The organism is Parafrigoribacterium soli, from assembly GCF_040227235.1.
Taxonomy (GTDB): domain Bacteria; phylum Actinomycetota; class Actinomycetes; order Actinomycetales; family Microbacteriaceae; genus Parafrigoribacterium_A; species Parafrigoribacterium_A soli.
Window position 1 is genome coordinate 548,829 of record NZ_JBELNZ010000004.1, and the last position, 19,416, is coordinate 568,244.

Below are 19,416 nucleotides of genomic sequence, written 5' to 3' on the forward strand. Positions count from 1 at the left end.
GTGACGATCAACAGCTCGGAAGGAATGGACCATGAGAGTCGTCTTCGACGCGTTCTGGTGGGGCGGCGGTCCACCGTCGCTCCGCCACGTGCTGCGCGAGATCGTCTTCGCCTGGCATGACCGCTTTCCCGAAGACGACCTGATGCTCGTGACGCGAAAGCAGCACGACGTGTCAGACGTGCCGGCGGGGATCGGGGTGTGCGAAAGCACACTCTGGCCGCAGGCGCTGCTCGCGACGAGAGCCGTCGCTCACGCCGCACGGCGGTGGAACGCGGATGTCGTGGTCACCCACAACTTCGCGGCCAAAGTACCGAACGCGACGAGCGCCGTCTACCTTCACGACGTTCTCTTCACGACCAACCCCGAGTGGTTCACGCCACTCGAGCGAACCTACTTCTCGCTCATGCCCCGTCTGGCGTCCCACGCCGACGTCGTCTTCACCTCGAGCAATTCGGAGTCCGCGCGCATCCGCAGTCACTCCCACGCGAAGCAGGTCATTCCCGTGGGACTCGGGCTCAGTTCGGAGCTCATTGATCCCACCATCGAGGAGGATCCTGACCCGCGACTCGTACCCGGTGAATACCTGCTCGCCGTCGGTCGGCTCAACGTGCGCAAGAACCTCGACCGCACCATCCTCTCGGCCCTCGGCACGGGGCGAGTGGACGCGAAGCTCCCCCTGGTTGTCGCAGGCTCCGCCGACGGCAAGGCGGACACTCTCGATGTGCGGGTGCAGAATGCCATCGAATCCGGTGCCGTCGTCTTCACGGGTTTCGTGTCAGAAGCACGGCTGCGCTGGCTGTACCGCAACACGAAGCTGTTCCTCTTCCTCTCCCTCGGTGAGGGCTTCGGGATGCCGCCCGTCGAAGCCGCGTACTTCGGCGCAAGGGTGCTCGTCAGCGATCTCGCGGTGTTCCACGAGAGCCTCGGCCGGATGGCACGCTACGTGGACCCCACCGACCCCCGCGCGGTGACCGCCGCGATCTCCGACGCGCTGCGTGGCACCGGCTATCCACGAGTGCCCGCTGGCGCAGTCGAGCAATTGTCGGCAAGGCACGACTGGCGCACCATTGTCTGCGACATGCGCGGTGCGCTCACCCCGCTGGCGGTGGCGGCATGAATCTGAGCGGCGCGGTAGTCGATCGCACCTTCATGGTCGCGCTCGGGATCGTCGCCGCCGCGGTCCTGCTGCTCGTGCTGCGCCGTTCACCGAGGCTCGCGTTCGGCATGGCATTGGTCGCGCTGTGTTTCGTGCCGGTGTGGTTCGGGTTCGGAATCTCGCCGAACGGCAATTTCTACGTGCCGATGTCCTCCGCCGTCGTCGTGGTCGCCGTGCTCGCCCTGTTGCCGAGGCACCGCATCCGCCTGAGCATCATGGACGGTGTCGCCCTACTACTGCTCGTGGTCTCGGCGACCTCGTCGTTCTTCACGGGCAATTCCGCGGTAGCGGTCGCGTTCTTCGCCACCGCAGTCGTCTATTTCACCGGCGGGTACCTGCTGGGGCGACTAGCGCCGGCCAGCGTCGGGGTGATGTGGGCGTACGGTGCCGTGGCGGTGGTGTTCAGCGTCGTCGCGTTCGCCGTGATTCTCGAGTTCGTCACTGGCTTCAATCCGTTCGTGCAGCTGCGGGCGAGCAACTCGCTGTACACGCTCTGGAGTCCTCTCCAAACGAGGGGAGGAATCGTGCGGGCCGAGGGAGCGTTCGGGCATTCCATTGCACTCGGCTCAAGCCTCGCCATGGCCATTCCGCTCACGCTCGCCTCCCGCTTCCGCTTCCCCGTCCGCGCGACCATGGCCGGCCTCATGCTCGTCGCCACGGTTTTCACCTTCAGCCGTGCGGGAATCATTGCCGCCGTACTCGGCCTCGTGCTGTGCGTGCTGTTCCTGCGCGGTGCAATCGGCACGGGTACCAGAGCCGTGCTCGGCGGTATCACCGTCGTGCTGACCACCGCCATGCTCCCGATCGTGATCTCCGTTTTCACCGAGGCGGGCTCGGAGGCCAGTGGCAGCGCGGCCTATCGCGGCGATCTGCTCTCGCTTCTGCAGCACATGAACCTTATGGGTGTCTCCGATCTCGCCCATCGCACTGCCGCCGGAGAACTGTACTTCGACAACTTCCAGTCCATCGACAGCCAGCTCATCCTCACCGGCGTGACGGAAGGGGTGCTGCCGCTGCTCCTCGTGGTGGTCGCGCTCGTGGTCGCACTCGTGCTCGTGGTGAGCGGTCGCGCAAGCGCGGCAACGATAGCCGTCGTCGCACAGATCCCGTCGCTCGCGACGGTTGCCCTGATCACTCAGTACTCAACGCTGCTCTGGATGCTCGCCGGCCTCGCGACGGCCAGTCAGCTCGCGCGGGCTGAAGAACAGTACGAACCGGCCCCGAACCGGTTCGCGCCACGCAGGCTCGATCCCGCGAGTCTGTCCATTCGAAAGATGAGGCCCCGATATGACTCAGCTTCAAGATAGAGAGGTCGCGGCGTATCACCATCCGTACCTCACAACGTTCGTGCGCTACTGGCCGATCCTGCTCGTTGCCGCGGTCCTCGGCGGGCTGGCAGGCTGGGGCGCATCGCGCGTCGCGACCCCGGTTTACCAGTCGCGTTCAAGTCTCTATTTCTCGTTGAGTTCCGGGGCCTCAGGCAACGACCTGAATCAGGGTTCGGAATACACCCAGGGCCAGATGCTGTCCTTCGCAGCCCTGGCAAAATCCTCGGCGGTCCTAGCGCCGGTCGTGGACGAGTTGCACCTTGACTCCACGCCCGTCGAGCTTGCGCGCGCCATTGACGTCACCGCTGCCGAGAACACGGTCGTGCTGCAGATCACAGCCTCCGACGTCAGCGCACGTCAGGCGACCAGAATCGCCAACGCCGTCGGTGACAGTCTGAGTAACGAGGTCGCCAACCTCGCACCCAAGACCGCGAAGAACGCGATTTCGGTGACGGTGCGCACCATCCAGCCGGCAACCATACCCACCTCCCCATCCTCACCCAACACGGCGGTCAACACGGCCGCGGGCTTCCTCATCGGGCTGCTTCTTGCCGCTCTCGTCCTCGCGCTCATCCGGTTGTTTGACAGCACAGTGCGTTCAGAATCCGACATTGACAGGACCACCCGGTTGCCCGTGCTCGGTGAGCTGGCTCGTGAACCCGCCGGCGCCGTCGGGCTCACACTGGGTCGCGATCCCCTCTCGACGGAAGCAGAACGGTATCGAAGTCTTCGCATCGCATTGGCCGACAAGGCAGCGAAGAAGCCTGTCATCGTGGTCACGTCCTCCCTCGAGGGCGAGGGCAAGTCCACGGTTGCGTGCAACCTCGCACTGGCGATCGGGGAGACTGGACGGCGTGCCGTCGTCGTGGAGGCCGACCTGCGGCATCCGCGGCTGGCCGACGTGTTCGGGCTCGCACCGTCCACGGGGCTTACGGGCATCCTCGCCGGCACCTCGGAGATCACCGATGCCGTTCGACCCTCCTCGTTCCAGAATGTGGACGTGCTCACGGCGGGTGAGGCGAGCGACAATCCGTCGACTGCCCTGACATCACCACGCATGACCACGGTCATCTCGCAGCTGAAGCGCAGTTACGACGCGGTCATCATCGACGCACCGTCGCTCGATACCGGCATCGACGCCGCGATTGTCGGCGGACTCGCCGACGGCGCCGTGGTCGTCGCCGGGCGTGGATCGGTGCGCATGCCGCAACTGCTGCGCACCCTGGCCGCGCTCGAACGCAGTGGGGTGACCATTCTGGGCATCGCGCTCAACCGGATGCCGCTGCCGAGACGACAGCGCAGCCGCCGTGGCGCGCGCCTCGGCGCCTTCACGCTGAATGCGGAACCCGTGACCGCCCTCGGAGAGTCGGTGCAGAATTGAACGGGGAACAGAACCACAGCATCGGGTTGAGTCCACAGCCTCGCCCTCGAGAGTCGTACTCGGCGATCGTGCACCGCCTGGCCGCCGCCCAGAAGCCGGCCGCCAGGAGCGCGCCCGCATACTCGCGCTATGTGAACCGTCGGATCGGCCGCTACCTGGCCGCGTGGGCTTACCGCGCGGGACTCGGGCCCAATGCGGTCACGGGCATCAGCGCCGCGTTCACATTCGCTTCGATCGCGCTCCTGGTGATCTTCCCGCCGAGTTGGTGGCTCGGGCTCGTCATCGCATCCGGGCTGCTCATCGGCTACGCCTTCGACTCCGCGGACGGCCAGGTGTCGCGTCTGCAGGGCAGCAGCAGTTCCGCCGGGGAGTGGCTGGATCACATGGTGGATGCGCTCAAGGCGTCGACCATGCCGCTCGCGCTCGCCATCGGTTTCGCGCGCTTCGAGGCTGTTCCGGCGTGGTGGCTGCTCGTGCCCCTCGGGTTCGCCGTGGTCTCTGCCGTGCTGTTCTTCAGCATGATCCTGACCGAGCAGTTGCGGCGGCAACACGGGACCAGGTCGCTGGCGGTTGACCGACCCGGTGCACCGTCATGGGTGCGAGCGCTGCTCGTAGCCCCCATGGACTACGGCGTGCTCTGCGCCTGCTTCCTGCTGCTCGGCTGGGTGCCGGTGTTCACCACCGTGTACAGCCTGATCTTCCTTGCGAGCGCGGGATTCCTCCTACTCTCCTCCGTGAAATGGTTCCGCGAATTGCAGGGGTTCACACACGGCCAGAGTTCGAGCGAGACGGTGCTGCCATGAGCGTCGAGACGAACCCGGATGCCGTTACCCGCCCGCCCTGGTTCCGGCGTCGCGGCAGCTGGTGGCTGGCTGGTGGCATCGTCGCGGTGCTCGTGCTCGGTTCGGCGGCGCTGGCCACGTCCGCGCCGAAGACCGGACCGGGCAAGGAAACTTCGCGCAGCGCATCCGTCGACGCGGCAACGCCCTCGGCCGGCGCCAAGGAGCGCGGCGCAAGCGCTCCGGACGCGAAGAAGCCCGGCGTGGATCCGGCGTTCGGTGAACCAGTGGCCGCAACGGTTGCCCATGGCGACGAAGCCGATTTCGGCAACGGGGTGCTCGCGAAACTCGTGGCGACCACTGCGACGACCTCGACCGCGAAGGGTGTGGGCGAGGTCAGTGGATCGGCCGTCCGGGTCGAGGTGGAACTGCGAAACACCTCGTCCAGTGCGGTCTCGCTCGACGCCGTGACCGTCAACGCGTACATCGGTGCCAAGCGCACGCCCGCGCCACCGGTCGAATCGAGCGGCACCGTCACACCGTTCACGGGTTCGCTCGCGCCCGGAGCGAGCGCTCACGGCAGCTACGTCTTCAGCACCCCGCACGCGAAGACCGCGGGTCTCGTCATCACCGTAAACGTGTCGCCAGGTGCTCCCCTCGTGGTTCTCGAACAATGACCACGCTGAGCGATGTCGGGCTCCGCGGTGAAACCCGACACGAGTCGCCCGGGTTCGCTGCACTCGGCATTGTCGTGGTGAACTACGGTTCGTCAGCACTACTGCAACAGAACCTGGTGGCCCTGTCGCGCTCCGTGCCCGAAGCAACGGTGGTCGTCGTCGACAACTTCAGCGACGCGGCCGAACGCGAGCGAGTGGTTGCGCTCGCAGAACGCGAGTCGTGGAGCACCGAGCTTCCCCACTGGAACACCGGTTTCGGAGCCGGCATGAATCTCGGTGTGAAACGCGCGCGCCGGGACGGTGCCAGAACCTTCCTCCTGCTGAACCCCGACGCCTCGATCACTCGAGACAACCTGGCGACGCTGCTGCGGGCGAGCGACGCGCAGCCGTTCACGATGGTCTCGCCGAAGATCGTGCGGCCCGATGGCAGCACCTGGTTCGAGGGCGCCGACCTCTACCTCGATGACGGCAGGATCCGGTCCACCGCTCGTCGAGCAGCGAACCCGGGCAGACCCCGCGAACCTTGGCTGAGTGGGGCCTGCCTGCTCGTCACCGAGGAATTGTGGGACCGTGTCGGCGGCTTCGATGAGAGCTACTTCCTCTACTGGGAGGACGTCGATCTCTCACACCGCGTGCTGGCCGCGGGCGGCGCGCTGAGGGTGTGTGCGGATGCGATCGCCGTGCACGCGGAGGGTGGCACGCAGGGTGCGGGGCACGAGGGGTCCGGCGGGCCGAAGTCCGCGACCTACTATCGCTACAACATCCGCAATCGCATGATCTTCGCGGCCCGCCACCTCGACGACGACGGCGTGCGCGCCTGGCGCCGAAGCGCCCTGCCTCATGCGCAGGGCGTGCTGCTTCAGGGTGGACGCAGGCAGATTGTTCACTCGCTGCGACCCGTGATGGCCGCGATCGCCGGTCTGCGCGCTGGCACCGCCGCCGCACGTCAAGCCGCGAGTTCGACCACGGGAACCGCCCCGCTCACGGTGTTGCAGAGCTTTCCGGCACCGCGGCCGACATCGGTGAATCCGTACACCCATCTGCTGGCTCGGCACCTGGGCGAACTCCCCGGCATGACCGTCAAGCACTTCGACTGGCGCACAGCGCTCTTCGATCGGTACGACGTTTTTCATGTGCACTGGCCGGAGATCCTGGTCGACGGGAACGGCGCACTCAAACGCGTCGTTCGCCAGCTCCTCACTGTGGCGCTGCTCGTCAGGCTGAGGGCCAAGGGCATTCCGATCGTGCGCACCATGCACAACCTCGGCCTGCCCGGCGGTCTGTCGCCGGTGCAGCGTGCCATCCTGCGCTGGTTTGATCGCCAGACCGCCCTGTTCATCCGCCTGACGGCCGACACGCCGATTCCGGACGGGCGCCCCCTCGCCACCATCGCGCACGGACACTATCGGGACTGGTTTGCCGAGCGCACCCGCATGGTGGCGACGCGCGGCCAGCTCGGCTACGTCGGTCGCATCCGCGGATACAAGGGAGTCGATAGTCTCCTCAACGCGTTCCGGCAGACCGAGCCACGGCTCACCGGGCTGACCCTGCGCATCGCCGGATACCCGTCCACGGCCGAACTCGCAGAATCGGTGCGCGAGCTGGCCGCTCGCGACGCGCGAGTGCGGCTCGACCTCGGTTTCATCAGCGACGACCAACTGGTCGAGATCGTCACCGGCTCTGAATTGGTCGTGCTGCCCTACCGGTTCATGCACAACTCCGCCGCCGCGATCACCGCCCTCTCGCTCGATCGACCCGTGCTGGTTCCCGATAACGCGACGAATCGGATGCTCGCGGGCGAGGTCGGGGACGGCTGGGTCTTCACCTTCCAGGGTTCGCTGAGCGGCGAGGACATCGTGCGCACACTCGAACGGGTGCGGGCGACCCCGGCATCCGAGCCACCGCGGCTGGGTGCGCGGGACTGGAGCTCGAGCGCCGAAGCACACGTCTCCGCCTACCGCACCGCTCTCCTCGCCCTGCGAAACAGGAAGTGACGATGCCCGAGCCGCAGCTGACACTCACCATCGCCGTGCTGAGCTACCGCAGACCCGGCACCCTGCGGGCCGGCCTGCCTCTCGTGATCGCGCAGGCCGAGCGGCTCGGTGCCGAGCTGGCGCGGGACGTGACGGCCGAGGTGCTCGTGGTCGACAATGATCCGGCCGCGAGCGCACGCTTGACCGTGGACGGCATCCGCTCTGCCCTCGATCGACCCGAACTGCTGCGGTATGTCGTCGAGCCGGCGCCCGGCATCGCGGCGGCTCGCAATCGGGCACTCGACGAGAGCGCCGCGAGCGAGCTGCTCGTGTTCATCGACGACGACGAGCTGCCGCGCGGGCGATGGCTCACTCCGCTGGTCAGCACCTGGCTCGACACCCGCGCGACCGCCGTGATGGGCCGCGTGATCTCCGAGTTCGAGGGCGAGCTCGACCCGTGGGTCGCGGCGGGCAGCTTCTTCCGGCGCCGGAGCATGCCGACGGGAACCGAGATTACGGTGGCCGCAGCCGGGAACCTGCTGCTCGATCGCCAACGGCTCGGTGAGCTCGGCGTGCGGTTCGAGCCCGCGCTCGGTCTCGGCAGCGGCGAGGACTCGCTGTTCAGCAGACAACTGGTCAAGCGAGGCGGGCGGATGGTGTGGTGCGAGGAGTCGGAGGCCACCGACCGCGTTCCCAGAGAGCGGATGACCCGCGGTTGGGTGCTGCGCCGGAGCTGGAGCCACGGCAACGCCGAGACCATCGTGGCACTGCACCTCGCCGAGCGGTCGACCGGCCGGCTGTTCGTGCGGATCGTGGCCGTCGCGCGCGGACTCGCCCGGGTCCTCGCGGGCGGACTTCGTTTCCTGTTCGGCATCGCCTCGCGGTCGCTGCGTCACCAGGCGCGCGGGCTGCGCACCAGCTACCGTGGTGCGGGCATTCTCGCGGGCGGACTCGGCATCGCGTACCACGAGTATTCGCGCCGCGGCCTGACATCGACATCGATCGTGGGATCGGCGTCATGAGCGAGACGAGCCTGTCGCTCGGCCCCGAGCATCCGGTCCCAACCCCGACCACCCCGAAGCGCGTGCTCGTGCTCTGGGCAGACGATTCGTCGCCGAATCTCGGCGTGCGTGTGCTGGGCCGCGGCACCGCCGCGATCATCGACGGCGTGTGGCCGGGTGCGGAGGTGGTCTTTCAGAACTACGGTCACCGGGCGCCGCAGCTTCCCTTCGGCCGGCTGCGGTCGCTCGCGAAGGAACGAGTCACCGGCACGCTGGGAATGCAGCGCTGGCTGGCTGGCCACGACCTCGTCATCGATACGCGGTCGGGCGACAGCTTCGCAGACATCTATGGTCTGCGCCGCCTCGCGACGATGTCCGCGGTGGCGGAACTCGCGAGCCAGGCCGGCGTGCCGGTGGTGCTCGGGCCGCAGACCATCGGCCCATTCGGCGGGAGAGCGGCACGCACCCTCGCCAGGCGATCCCTGCGAAGGGCGTCGCTCGTGATGGCACGGGATTCCGCCAGTGCCGACTGCGCCGCAGAGCTCGGCCGCCCGGTCGACGTGCTCACCACCGACGCCGTCTTCGCGCTGCCGGTTCCCACGGTCGACAAGACCCGCGATGTGGTGCTGAATGTGTCCGGGCTGCTCTGGAACGAGAACCCCCACGTCGCCGCGGCTCACTACCGCGAGGTCGTCACCCGGCTGCACCGCCGACTGTCATCCTTCGGCCGACGGATCACGCTCCTCGCGCACGTCATCGACGCGTCGGCCGCCGACACGGACGTGCGGGCGGCCGAGGAATTCGCCCGCATGGTCGCCCCGGATGCCGAGATCATCATCCCGGCGGACCTCGATCAGGTGCGCGAGGTCGTCGGCTCCGCGCGCCTCGTGATCGGATCGCGGATGCACGCCTGCCTCAATGCTCTCTCCGTCGGAACCCCGGCCATCCCGCTGGCGTATTCGCGCAAGTTCGAGCCGCTGATGCGCGACCTGGGCTGGCACCACACCGTGCAACTGAACGACGACGACCCTGTTCAGCGCGTTCTTCGGGAACTCACGAGCCCGGGGCTGCCTGCCGCGGTGCGGGACGTGGTGGACCGTGCGCACCACTCGCTCGAGAGCGCGCGCGAAGCGCTGGCCGCGCTATGAGCGAGCTGCGCCGCACGCGCCAGCCCGCGGGCACGACGAGCGGGCCCGAAGCGCCGCTCGATGCCGCGATCGGAGCCGTGCTGCGCAACGACAACTGCTCGGGCTGCGGACTGTGCACCCTGCTCGATTCCGGACTGACCATGCAGCTGAACGACGAGGGTTACCTGCGTCCCGTGCGCACAGGTCCGTCCATGATGGCAGCGGATGCCGTCGGCGCCTTCGAGCGCGCCTGCCCAGGCGTGCGGGTGAACGCCATGAGTCCGCCCGAGTCGTGGCGACATCCGACCATGGGCCCGATCGTACAGGTGTGGCGAGCATGGGCGACCGACCCCGAGGTGCGTCACATGGGCAGCAGCGGTGGCGTGCTGACCGCACTCTCCGCGTGGCTGCTCGAGACGGGAGAGGTGTCGCGCACCATCGGCGCACGGGCGGGCATGACCGAACCGAGACGCACCGTGAGCGTGCAGCTCACGACGAAGGAGGCGGTGCTCGGGGCGGCGGGGTCGCGATACGCTCCGGCCTCGAACGCGGCGGTGGCCGGAGCCGCCGAGGCCGGCACGGCTTTCGTCGGCAAGCCGTGCGAGGTGTCCGCCCTCGGAGCGCTCACCGCCGATCAGGCTGAGCAACCACTGCTGCTCTCCTTCTTCTGCGCGGGCACGCCGAGCCAGCGGGCCACCGACTCGCTCACCGAACAGCTCGGGGTTCCCCGGGGCGAACGCATCCGTTCGCTCTGGTACCGGGGGCGAGGCTGGCCGGGCCGGTTCACGGTGGTGGGCGAACACGGCGACGAGGTGTCAACGAGCTACGAGAAGTCGTGGGGCGAGGCGCTCGGCCCGACCGTGCAATGGCGATGCAAGATCTGCCCCGACGGCATCGGAGAGAGTGCGGACGTGACCGCCGCTGACTTCTGGTCGACGGATGCCCGCGGCTACCCCGACTTCACCGAACGTTCCGGCGTGAGCGCCCTGATTGCCCGCACCCCCCGCGGCCGTGACCTCGTGCTGCGAGCGATGGCGGCCGGGGTGCTCGACGGCGCGCCGATGGACATCGCCGAACTCGCCGCAGTACAGCCATTGCAGAACCAGCGACGGGAGACCCTGCTCGGTCGACTCATCGGGGCGAGGCTCGCCGGCCGCAAGGTGCCCCTGTACCGCGGCTTCGGGCTGCTGGCCTTCGCGCTCGCCCGACCCCGACAGAGCCTCCGGATGGCCCGCGGCGCCTACCGACGCGGACGTCGGCGGTGAGACCGCGATGACCACACCACCAAGCCTCGGCACCAGGGCGGCGCGCGGCGCCGCCACCACCCTCGCCGCGCAAGGGGCGAAGACCGTCGTGCAGCTCGCATCGGTGGTGGTGCTGGCGCGGCTGCTGAGTCCGCACGACTACGGGCTCATCGCGATGGTGGTCGCCATCATCGGAATCGGCGAGATTTTTCGGGACTTCGGCCTGTCATCCGCGGCGATTCAAGCCCCCGAGTTGACTCGCCAGCAGCGGGACAACCTGTTCTGGATCAACGCCGGCATCGGCGTCGCGCTGGCGGCGATCGTCTTCGCCGGAGCGGGCCTACTGGTCGCGGCATATCAGCAGCCCGAACTATTGCCGATCGCGCACGCGCTCTCGCTCACGTTCGTCTTCAACGGACTCGCCACGCAATACCGCGCCGGCCTCATCCGCGAACTGAGGTTCATGGCGATCGCCCGCGCCGACGTCACCGCCCCGGCGGTTGCTCTTCTCGTCGCCATCGGCTGCGCGATCGCTGGCTGGGGATACTGGGCTCTCGTCTGGCAACAGCTGACCCAGGTGTTCGTGCTGCTGGTGATGGTGGCGGGAGCCGCACGATGGCTGCCCGGCAGGCCGCGACGCGCCGCTAACATGCGCGGTCTGCTTCGCTTCGGGTGGAACCTCGTCGCCTCACAACTCATTGGTTACGTGAGCAACAACGTCGATTCGGTGCTCATCGGGCTGCGCTTCGGTGCCGCACCGCTCGGTCTCTACAACCGAGCGTTCCAGCTTCTGATGACACCGCTCAACCAGGTGCGGAGCCCGCTCACCACGGTCGCGCTACCCGTGCTGTCGAAGCTCACGGATGACCGCCGCAGGTACGAGGAGTACGTCGCCGCCGGACAGCTCGCCCTCGGCTACACCCTCGTCGCGGGCCTCGGACTCGTCGCCAGCGCCGCGGAGCCGACGACGAGACTCTTCCTCGGTGAACAGTGGCTCGCGGTCGCGCCGGTTCTTCGCCTGTTCGCTATCGCCGGCATCTTCCAGACTCTGGCCTTCGTCGGCTACTGGGTCTACGTTTCACGCGGGCTCACCGCCGAGCTCTTTCGCTATTCACTCGTGAGCGCCGCCATCAAGATCGCATGCGTGCTCGTCGGGTCGACCTGGGGCGTGCTCGGCATCGCAATCGGCTACGCCACCGCCCCCGCCATTGCCTGGCCCATTTCACTCTGGTGGTTGTCACGCAAGGCAGACATCTCCACCCGGCGGCTCTATGCCGGAGCCTTCAGAATTCTCGCCCTCGTCACCGCGATCGGCGGCGCCGCCGCAGTGGCCACATTCGCAGCCGCACCATGGGGTTCACCCGCGCAGCTGGCGATCGCCGCGGCAATCACCCTCGCGGGCTACGGCTTGGCCTGGCTCCTACTCTCGCCGGTGCGACGCGACGTTGCCGTGGTGGTCGACATGATCAGGCGCGTCCCCCGCGCACGTCAGAGCGCCGAACGCGTCGGACGCGTCTAGCGCCAGGCGCCCAGGTGTTGCGCTCCGCTGCTCTCGCCCACGACTTTGCCGATGGCCGCGGGCAGCGGTCGCGCGACGCGCTGCACTTCGCTCGTGACCCGGCTCGTCAACGTCGAGAGGCCTCTCAGCACGGCGGCACCGTCCACGGCAACATTGTTCTTCTCCTGTCCGGTTGCCTTCGAGAACTCAGAGACCGAGGTGTAGACGGCGGGGTTGCCCGTTCCTCGCGACCAGACCACTGCCCAGTTCGGATGCGCCGCATCCACGCGCTGGTAGACATTGCCGTTGGCGGTCACGTGCATCTGCTGTGCGGAGCGCTCATGGCTGTAGTCCTCGACGCACAGCACGCACTTGCCCGTGCCTCCGGCAAAGACGTTGTTGTTCACCGAGATATTTCCCGTGATCCAGGTGACCGTGGGGTCGGGCAGCTTCTGGCGGGCGTCGTGACCCGGCGTTGAGAGGTTGCTCGCCCGGCGATCACCCTGGGTGATGTTGACGCTCCGCGAGTTGCCGCTCAGCGTGTTGTTCCACACCTGAACCTGGCCGGTGTCGCTGATCAGGATGCCGTCGAGGCTGTTGCGCGCTATCACGTTGTTCGCCACCGTCGCCGTGGCCGACAGTTCGAGCACCAACCCGTTCCCGGTGTTGTCGAGGATGTCGTTGCCCGTCGCTGTGATGCCATAGACGGACTCATCGAACCACAGCCCGTTGCCCAGGTTGTTGCGCACCGTGCTGTTGGTCACCGACACCCCACGCGACTTGTGGATCTTGACTCCACCCGAGACCGGTGCCCGGTTGAAGTGCTCCGTGTTGTTGTCCACCGAGAGCAGTCCGTCGATCCTGAGGCCGTCGGCGTAGCTGGCCTGAGCGCCGAGCATCCCGCTTCTGGCGATCGTGACGTCGGTGATGTGCGCCCCGCTCGCGAACACGGCAAGACCCGTCGTGGCCGAATCCTCGATGACCACATCCCTCAGGCTCACGCCCGGTGCGGCGATCGAGACGGCGCCCATGTCGGGCACCGATGGCGCGTAGCGGCGAACACCGATGCCGCGAAGGGTGCTGCCCTCCCCCGCGATCGTGAGCGCCTTGACGGTGTCGCTCGCACGCACGGTCTTTCCGCTCGGGTCAGAACCCAGGTACAGTCGCGAACCCGCCGAGTCGACGAAGAAGGTGCCGGGGCGAAGCGAGGCGAGCGAGCCGACCTGGCTGAGCGCGGTGCCGCCTAGCCAGAGCTGATCCGGATGCGCCGCCATCGGGTAGTGAGAGTCCAGAAACGCCCAGCCGGGCTGGGTTCCATCCGGCTTGCCTCTGCTGTAGGTGGGGCTCGAATCAAAGCGGACCGTCCATCCGGATGCCACCCAGGCTGCGCCGGACCTCTGCCATCCCGAGACGGTGCGGCTGCCGTCCAGCCAAACGGTCTCGTGCGGATACGGCTGGATGGTGAGCTTCTTGGCGGAGGGAATGACGAGGGACTCGTGATAGCTGCCGGCCCGCACCACGATCGTGGACCCGGAACGCGCCAGGGCGATGGCCCTTCCCAGCGTGGCGAACGGTGCCCGCTGTGAGCCGTCGCCGCCGTCGGAGCCTGTGGTGGCGACAAACAATGCGCCCGCGGGTACCGGGTAGGCGCTGCTCCCCACCGCGGGCGCTCCCACGGTGCTGCCGCCCGGGGCAGGATCCGCGTGACCGACGCCGGCCGGCGGCTGCGGAGCGCTCGTGGCGGGAGGTGACGGCGAGGGTGCCGGTGTGGGCGACGGCTCGCCCACGGCGCCGGTGCCGTCACTGCCATGCTTGGCGCTGCTCGGCACGAGTGTCGACGCGGAGAAGGAGTCGTAGGAGACCGGCACCGGGGTCGACCCGCTCGACGCGTAGGTCCAAATGCCGATGGCGCCAGCGTGGGCGAGCCGCGAAGGGCTCGCGTCTTCGAAGCGCACCTGCCAATCGGGCGCGGGGGCGGCATCCGCCCAGACCCGAGCGGACAGGATGACGGGGTTGGCGCCGGTCGCCTGGAAATCGAGGTGCAGTGCGGAGCCCGGGGTGAACCCCTTCAGCACCGGCCGTTCACGCACGAGGCTCGTCTGGGTCACGGTCGAACCGTTGATGCGGTGCAGGTTGAGCAGCACTTCACCCGCCGGCGTGATGCGCACATTCGCCTGATAGAACGACCCCGCAGCCGAACGCAGCTGCAGTCCCGAATAGATACCGTTGCCGGCGGTCGGCAACTCGCGCACCGAGGAAGTGAGCGAGGCGACGGCATCGAAGGCCGCGACAGCGCCGAGGGTCGCGGTGAGCGAGGAGCCCGGCCTCGGCGGGGAGGCCACGGCAGTCTGCCCCTGCGCAGAGAAATAGCGGGATGCGGAATAACCGTAGGTTCCGCCCAGCTTTGCCGAGCCCCACCCGTCATGGGTGGAGCGGTTAAAGTCGTCGGAGGCGATGGGGGCGCCACGTTCGTAGCCAGAGCCTTGAGCCTGCGCCGCAGTCTGGGTCTGTCTCGCGTCGGCCTGCGCCTGTTCAGCGGTGAAGAAGAAGCCCACGCCAGCCGTCGTGCAGACAGCAGTGAGAACCGCGAGGAACGTGAGCAGGCCGCGGCTCACGGAGGCGGGGTGGGTTGGTCGTGCTTTGTGCTGCGCGTGACGCGCCATAAGGGTTTCCCATGCGAATACGAGGGGGCAGCTATCGGGCAACCGTCTCCGCTTGGTTTGGTATCCGAGCAGGCTAACAAAGGAAGTGGGTCAAGTCGAGGCTTCTGGCCCCCGTATGGGTGACAAATGGTCGACTGTGGGGGTAAAGTACTGCCACCAGCGCACACCCGGCGCTCGCATCGCCTTCAACCCGAAGAGGAAGGTGTGGTACCCATGGCTTCACGCATCGGCTACGCGGCCGGCGCCTTCGATCTGTTCCATGTGGGGCACCTGAACATCCTGAAGCGTGCGAAAAGCGAGTGCGACTTCCTCATTGCCGGGGTCGTTTCAGACGAGATGCTCGAACTCTCGAAGGGCAAGCGCCCCATCATCCCGCTCGCCGAGCGGCTCGAGATCGTCGGGGCCCTGAACTGCGTCGACCGTGCCTATGCCGAGACCCTTCCGAGCAAGCTCGAGACCTGGCGGGAGCTCAGGTTCGACATCTTCTTCAAGGGCGACGATTGGCGCGGCACGCGCAAGGGCATTGAACTCGAGCGCGAATTCGCCGCCGTGGGCGTCGAGGTCGTCTACTTTCCGTACACGATCGACACGTCGAGCACGCTGCTGCGGCAGGCGCTCGCGGCGCTCATCTCTCCGCAGCCCGCCAGCGTCAGCGCGTAGCGACGTCCCATTACTCGGCGGCGAGGGCGGCGAGCAGCCGCTCGCCGTACTTGGCGAGCTTGTTCTCCCCGATGCCCGTGATGGTGCCGAGCTGGTCGAGGGTCGAGGGCTGACTCGTGGCGATCTCGCGCAGTGTCGCGTCGTGGAAGATCACGTAGGCCGGCACGCCCTGCTCCTTTGCCTCGGCACCTCGCCAGGTGCGCAGGGCCTCGAAGCGCGCCACGGCCTCCTGCGTCATGCCCTCCTGCGCCTTCGCCGCGCCGGAGCTCCGTCGTGACCTGCCGGACACGCGGATGGGCTCGCGCCGCAGGTTGACGCGACGCTCGCCGCTGAGAACCGAGGCACTCGCCTCCGTCAGCACGAGGGTGCCGAAGCCGTCGCTGTGCACGCCGAGCAGTCCCTGCGCGAGGAGCTGGCGCACGACGCCGCGCCACTCCGCCTCGCTGAGCTCGGTGCCGATGCCGAAGGTGCTGAGCGACTCGTGGTCGTTCTGGGTGACGCGCGCCGTCTCCTTGCCGAGCAGGATGTCGATGATATGCCCCGCACCGAACTTCTGGTTGCGCTCGCGCTGCAGTCGCACCACGGTGGAGAGCAGTTTCTGGGCGGGAACGGTGCCGTCCCAGGACTCGGGCGGCGCGAGGCAGGTGTCGCAGTTGCCGCACGGCGTGGACGTCTCGCCGAAGTAGGCGAGCAGCTGCACTCTGCGACACTCCACGGTCTCGCACAGGGCGAGCATGGCGTCGAGGTGCGCGCTCAGCCGTCTGCGGTGCTCGGCGTTCTCTGCCGAACTGGCCTGCGCTGAGCCTGTCGAAGCGTCGATCATCCGCCGCTGCTGCATCACGTCTTGCAGCCCGTAGGCGAGCCAGGCGGTGGAGGGCAGCCCATCACGGCCGGCGCGGCCGGTCTCCTGGTAGTAGCCCTCGACGGATTTCGGTAGGTCGAGGTGGGCGACGAAGCGCACATCCGGCTTGTCGATGCCCATGCCGAAGGCGATCGTGGCGACCATCACCATGCCGTCTTCGCGCAGGAACCGCGCTTGGTTCGCGGCCCGCACGCGCGCGTCGAGACCCGCGTGATAGGGCAGCGCGGGAATGCCGTTCTGCACGAGAAACTCGGCCGTTTTCTCGACGGATGCCCGCGACAGGCAGTAGACAATGCCGGCGTCGCCCGCGTGCTCGCTGCGTAGAAGCTCAAGCAGTTGCTGCTGCGGCGCGTTCTTCGGCGCGATGCGGTACTGGATGTTGGGCCGGTCGAAACTCGCGACGAAGTGCCTGGCCTGCCCAAGCTGCAGCCGCTTCTGGATCTCCTTGTGCGTCTGCTCGGTGGCGGTCGCGGTGAGCGCAATGCGCGGCACCTCGGGCCAGCGCTCGTGCAGCATCGACAGCTGCAGGTAGTCGGGGCGAAAGTCGTGGCCCCACTGCGCGACACAGTGCGCCTCATCGATCGCAAACAGCGAGACTCTTCCGCGGTCGAGCAGGGCGGATGTCGACTCGATTTTCAGACGCTCCGGCGCGAGATAGAGCAGGTCGAGTTCGCCCGCGACAAAGGCGGACTCCACCTCTCGGCGCTGCCCAACATCCTGCGTCGAATTGAGGAACCCGGCCCGCACGCCGACGGCCTTGAGGGCATCCACCTGGTCTTGCATGAGCGCGATGAGCGGGGAGATGACCACGCCGGTGCCCTCGCGCACGAGCGCGGGGATCTGGTAGCACAGCGACTTGCCGCCGCCGGTCGGCATGAGCACGAGCGCATCGCCACCGCCGATGACGTGCTGGATTATGTCGGCCTGGTTGCCGCGGAACGCGTCGTACCCGAACACCCGGTGCAGGGTGCCGAGGGCGGCATTGCCCGCCGGGCGGGACGTTTCTTGAGTGGTGGTAGTCATGGGTTCACAAGACCCTAACGCCGGGGGCTGACTTCATTGCTCTGTCCGCTGAGAGAAGGGTCATCGCATTGTCGCGGGCCTGGGCCACGAGCATCCGGTCGAACGGGTCATTGTGGTCCCAGTCGAGCGATCCAGCAGATGCCGCATGTTGCATCGTGATAGCCAGACGTTCAAAGCCGAGTTGGGATGCGACTTCTGCGACGTCGTGGGCAAAACGCAGCTTTCCAGATCGCTTCTTGATCTCGATTTCCCAAGCGGTCACCGCACTCACGTAGACCACATTTTCTGGATCAAGCACGAGTTCCAGCCATTCCGGCTTCACGTGTGAATTCATGTCGACCCACCACATGAAGGCGTGGGTATCGAGGAGCACACGGCTCATTCGCGGGTGCCGAATAGCCGCTCGATTTCCTCGTCAGGAGCGAACCAGTCGATGCTCGCGAGTGACTCTTGCTCCTCGGCGGTGAGACCGATATCGATGGAGCCGGGAAGCGGGCGGCGCTTCGGCGGCTCGACCGCGACCAACCGGAACCGGGGCTTGCCATGCTTGGTAACAACAATCTCTTCGCCGGATGCAGCGCGCTCACCAAGCTCAGACAGGTGGGTCTTGGCGTCGTAGAGGCTCACTGTCGTGACGACTGGAGCAGGTTGGGTCATGCATCTATTATCTCAGAGTTTGGTCAAATTGATCAATATTTATCCCAGTGCACGGCGGCAATCTGTGGAACATCGGCGTCCAACCACTTGGGCGAACACCAACGTCTGGTCACTAGATAGCACCTCCACAACGGCGCAAAGTCCTTCGAACGAAAGCGGCATGGCATGAACAGCGCTACGGACGCAGGGTGAAGGTCGACGTGCGAGTGCGATGCGAGGCTGCGCTCCTAACATCCACATCGATGAACACTTTGGACGCTATTGAAGAAGCCGGCCGCGTGTGGCGCAACAGCGTGGCGAAAGTTCCTGCGCTGAAGAAAGATATTCGCGCCGAAGCCGAAGCACGAATTGAGCGCGAGATTGAGTCCCGCCGCGTAGAGGCCGCGCGAGCGATCGACTTTGCGCTTGACCACGGAGCTACCAAGCGAGCATTGCAACAGGTGACGACGCGCGATCACGACGGTTTCGAGGGGTACGTGACGCTAGGAGACGAGCTGGCACGTTAGAGGCTTCTGGTGCGAATTTAATCGACGCGCGACGGATTCAGGCTCGATAAGCGTGGAACCTTCCCCTATGGGCACGGTCATCCATTCCGCCAACGCGTATTTAGAACCTCCCTTGTAGCGGCATAGTCGGCGCAACGTGACCCCGCGCGTTAAGGGCGGTGGCCTTACCGATCAGGCGGCGCGATCGTAGGCGTCGCGCAGCCAGGCGAGGAGTTCTGCGTCCAGCTGGGACGCATCCGTGATTCGCACTCGGTGGGTGACCATGCTGTTCCACGAGCCAGCGGGGGTGAGGCGACCTTCGACAAGCTCAGGGACCGGGGCGTCGCCCTTGAGCTTGATGCCGACATCCATGCGCGCCGCCGTCGTGTAAACGACCGCGAACTTCTTCGCGCCGCGCAGCAAACTGAGGTAGGTGTCGGTGGCGCCGACCGAGACGTCCGGGCCGAACTCGCGGATGCGCGCGAGCAGTTCGTCGTAGGGCTCCTGCCACATGGCCTTACCGCCCGCGAACAGGGCGGCGACGCGCTCGTCGTTGCTGCCGCGCGGCTGCAGGGCCTCCTTCAGGATGCCGAAGATCGCCATCGCGTGCCCGGAGCCCAGGTCGTAGTCCTCCTTGAGCCAGGCGAGAACCGGCGTCGCCTTCATCCCCTCGACCAGAATGCCCTTCTGCCGGGCGAGCGCGATGAAGTCCTCGGGGCCGAGGCCGGTCTTCGCCTTGATCGAGTCGAGGTAGGCCTGAAAGGTCATCGTTGCTCCCGCCGCGGTCGTTCGTTTGAGCGTAGCGGCCGGCAGGCGAGGTGGCTAGCCGCGTGCCGTCAACAGGATGACGTGCAACTCGCCGCGTGAAACGGGCGGATGAGGCGGCGTGTTGCTCCTCATCC

General features: G+C 67.0%; 17 protein-coding genes. 12 read left to right on the forward strand and 5 right to left on the reverse strand.

Annotation, left to right across the window (positions count from 1 at the left end; translation table 11 throughout):
• Nucleotides 1–31 precede the first annotated feature (31 nt).
• The 10 genes from ABUA37_RS13900 to ABUA37_RS13945 are packed head-to-tail and all read left to right on the forward strand — an operon-like array spanning nucleotide 32 to nucleotide 12,185.
• Nucleotides 32–1,117 carry a glycosyltransferase family 4 protein gene (locus ABUA37_RS13900; RefSeq protein WP_349899808.1) on the forward strand — a complete coding sequence of 362 codons (1,086 nt, stop codon included), beginning with the start codon at nucleotides 32–34 and terminating at the stop codon, nucleotides 1,115–1,117.
• Nucleotides 1,114–2,463: a hypothetical protein gene (locus tag ABUA37_RS13905; RefSeq protein WP_349899809.1), complete on the forward strand. Its 1,350-nt coding sequence runs from the start codon at nucleotides 1,114–1,116 to the stop codon at nucleotides 2,461–2,463. The genes ABUA37_RS13900 and ABUA37_RS13905 overlap by 4 nt, the downstream gene beginning before the upstream one ends.
• Nucleotides 2,444–3,865 carry a polysaccharide biosynthesis tyrosine autokinase gene (locus ABUA37_RS13910; protein ID WP_349899810.1) on the forward strand — a complete coding sequence of 474 codons (1,422 nt, stop codon included), beginning with the start codon at nucleotides 2,444–2,446 and terminating at the stop codon, nucleotides 3,863–3,865. Before ABUA37_RS13905 ends, ABUA37_RS13910 begins: the two co-directional genes overlap by 20 nt.
• Nucleotides 3,866–3,891: 26 nt before the next feature.
• Nucleotides 3,892–4,668: a CDP-alcohol phosphatidyltransferase family protein gene (locus ABUA37_RS13915; protein WP_349899811.1), complete on the forward strand. Its 777-nt coding sequence runs from the start codon at nucleotides 3,892–3,894 to the stop codon at nucleotides 4,666–4,668.
• The gene (locus ABUA37_RS13920) at nucleotides 4,665–5,321 is read left to right on the forward strand and encodes a hypothetical protein (RefSeq protein WP_349899812.1); all 657 of its coding nucleotides are present in this window, start codon (nucleotides 4,665–4,667) and stop codon (nucleotides 5,319–5,321) included. Before ABUA37_RS13915 ends, ABUA37_RS13920 begins: the two co-directional genes overlap by 4 nt.
• Nucleotides 5,318–7,315, forward strand: a complete 1,998-nt coding sequence (locus tag ABUA37_RS13925; protein ID WP_349899813.1) for a glycosyltransferase — start codon at nucleotides 5,318–5,320, stop codon at nucleotides 7,313–7,315. Before ABUA37_RS13920 ends, ABUA37_RS13925 begins: the two co-directional genes overlap by 4 nt.
• 2 nt (nucleotides 7,316–7,317) lie before the next feature.
• Entirely contained in the window at nucleotides 7,318–8,316 is a 999-nt protein-coding gene (locus ABUA37_RS13930; RefSeq protein WP_349899814.1) for a glycosyltransferase family 2 protein, read from the forward strand.
• Nucleotides 8,313–9,443: a polysaccharide pyruvyl transferase family protein gene (locus ABUA37_RS13935; RefSeq protein ID WP_349899815.1), complete on the forward strand. Its 1,131-nt coding sequence runs from the start codon at nucleotides 8,313–8,315 to the stop codon at nucleotides 9,441–9,443. The genes ABUA37_RS13930 and ABUA37_RS13935 overlap by 4 nt, the downstream gene beginning before the upstream one ends.
• Nucleotides 9,440–10,687, forward strand: coding sequence for a Coenzyme F420 hydrogenase/dehydrogenase, beta subunit C-terminal domain (locus ABUA37_RS13940; RefSeq protein WP_349899816.1), 1,248 nt, complete (start codon nucleotides 9,440–9,442; stop codon nucleotides 10,685–10,687). The genes ABUA37_RS13935 and ABUA37_RS13940 overlap by 4 nt, the downstream gene beginning before the upstream one ends.
• A gap of 7 nt (nucleotides 10,688–10,694) precedes the next feature.
• Entirely contained in the window at nucleotides 10,695–12,185 is a 1,491-nt protein-coding gene (locus ABUA37_RS13945; protein WP_349899817.1) for a lipopolysaccharide biosynthesis protein, read from the forward strand.
• Here the strand turns inward: ABUA37_RS13945 and ABUA37_RS13950 are convergent.
• Nucleotides 12,182–14,779 carry a right-handed parallel beta-helix repeat-containing protein gene (locus ABUA37_RS13950; protein WP_349899818.1) on the reverse strand — a complete coding sequence of 866 codons (2,598 nt, stop codon included), beginning with the start codon at nucleotides 14,777–14,779 and terminating at the stop codon, nucleotides 12,182–12,184. The two genes, ABUA37_RS13945 and ABUA37_RS13950, sit on opposite strands and share 4 nt — an antisense overlap.
• Nucleotides 14,780–15,040: 261 nt before the next feature.
• On the opposite strand from ABUA37_RS13950, the gene ABUA37_RS13955 reads away from it, so the two are divergent.
• Nucleotides 15,041–15,487, forward strand: coding sequence for an adenylyltransferase/cytidyltransferase family protein (locus ABUA37_RS13955; protein WP_349899819.1), 447 nt, complete (start codon nucleotides 15,041–15,043; stop codon nucleotides 15,485–15,487).
• Nucleotides 15,488–15,497: 10 nt separating this feature from the next.
• Here ABUA37_RS13955 and recQ read toward each other — a convergent pair whose 3' ends face one another.
• From recQ to ABUA37_RS13970, 3 genes are read right to left on the reverse strand one after another with little or no spacing between them, the layout of a single operon-like run.
• Nucleotides 15,498–17,372, reverse strand: coding sequence for a DNA helicase RecQ (gene recQ, locus ABUA37_RS13960; RefSeq protein WP_349899820.1), 1,875 nt, complete (start codon nucleotides 17,370–17,372; stop codon nucleotides 15,498–15,500).
• A gap of 4 nt (nucleotides 17,373–17,376) precedes the next feature.
• The gene (locus ABUA37_RS13965; protein WP_349899821.1) at nucleotides 17,377–17,754 is read right to left on the reverse strand and encodes a type II toxin-antitoxin system VapC family toxin; all 378 of its coding nucleotides are present in this window, start codon (nucleotides 17,752–17,754) and stop codon (nucleotides 17,377–17,379) included.
• The gene (locus tag ABUA37_RS13970; RefSeq protein WP_349899822.1) at nucleotides 17,751–17,999 is read right to left on the reverse strand and encodes a type II toxin-antitoxin system Phd/YefM family antitoxin; all 249 of its coding nucleotides are present in this window, start codon (nucleotides 17,997–17,999) and stop codon (nucleotides 17,751–17,753) included. Before ABUA37_RS13970 ends, ABUA37_RS13965 begins: the two co-directional genes overlap by 4 nt.
• A 272-nt stretch (nucleotides 18,000–18,271) precedes the next feature.
• Here ABUA37_RS13970 and ABUA37_RS13975 point away from each other — a divergent pair, with 272 nt between their 5' ends.
• A complete protein-coding gene (locus ABUA37_RS13975; protein WP_349899823.1) occupies nucleotides 18,272–18,535 on the forward strand; it encodes a hypothetical protein in 264 nt (87 codons plus the stop codon).
• A 171-nt stretch (nucleotides 18,536–18,706) separates the two neighbouring features.
• Here ABUA37_RS13975 and ABUA37_RS13980 read toward each other — a convergent pair whose 3' ends face one another.
• The gene (locus ABUA37_RS13980) at nucleotides 18,707–19,282 is read right to left on the reverse strand and encodes a DUF4287 domain-containing protein (RefSeq protein WP_349899824.1); all 576 of its coding nucleotides are present in this window, start codon (nucleotides 19,280–19,282) and stop codon (nucleotides 18,707–18,709) included.
• Nucleotides 19,283–19,416: the final 134 nt, after the last annotated feature.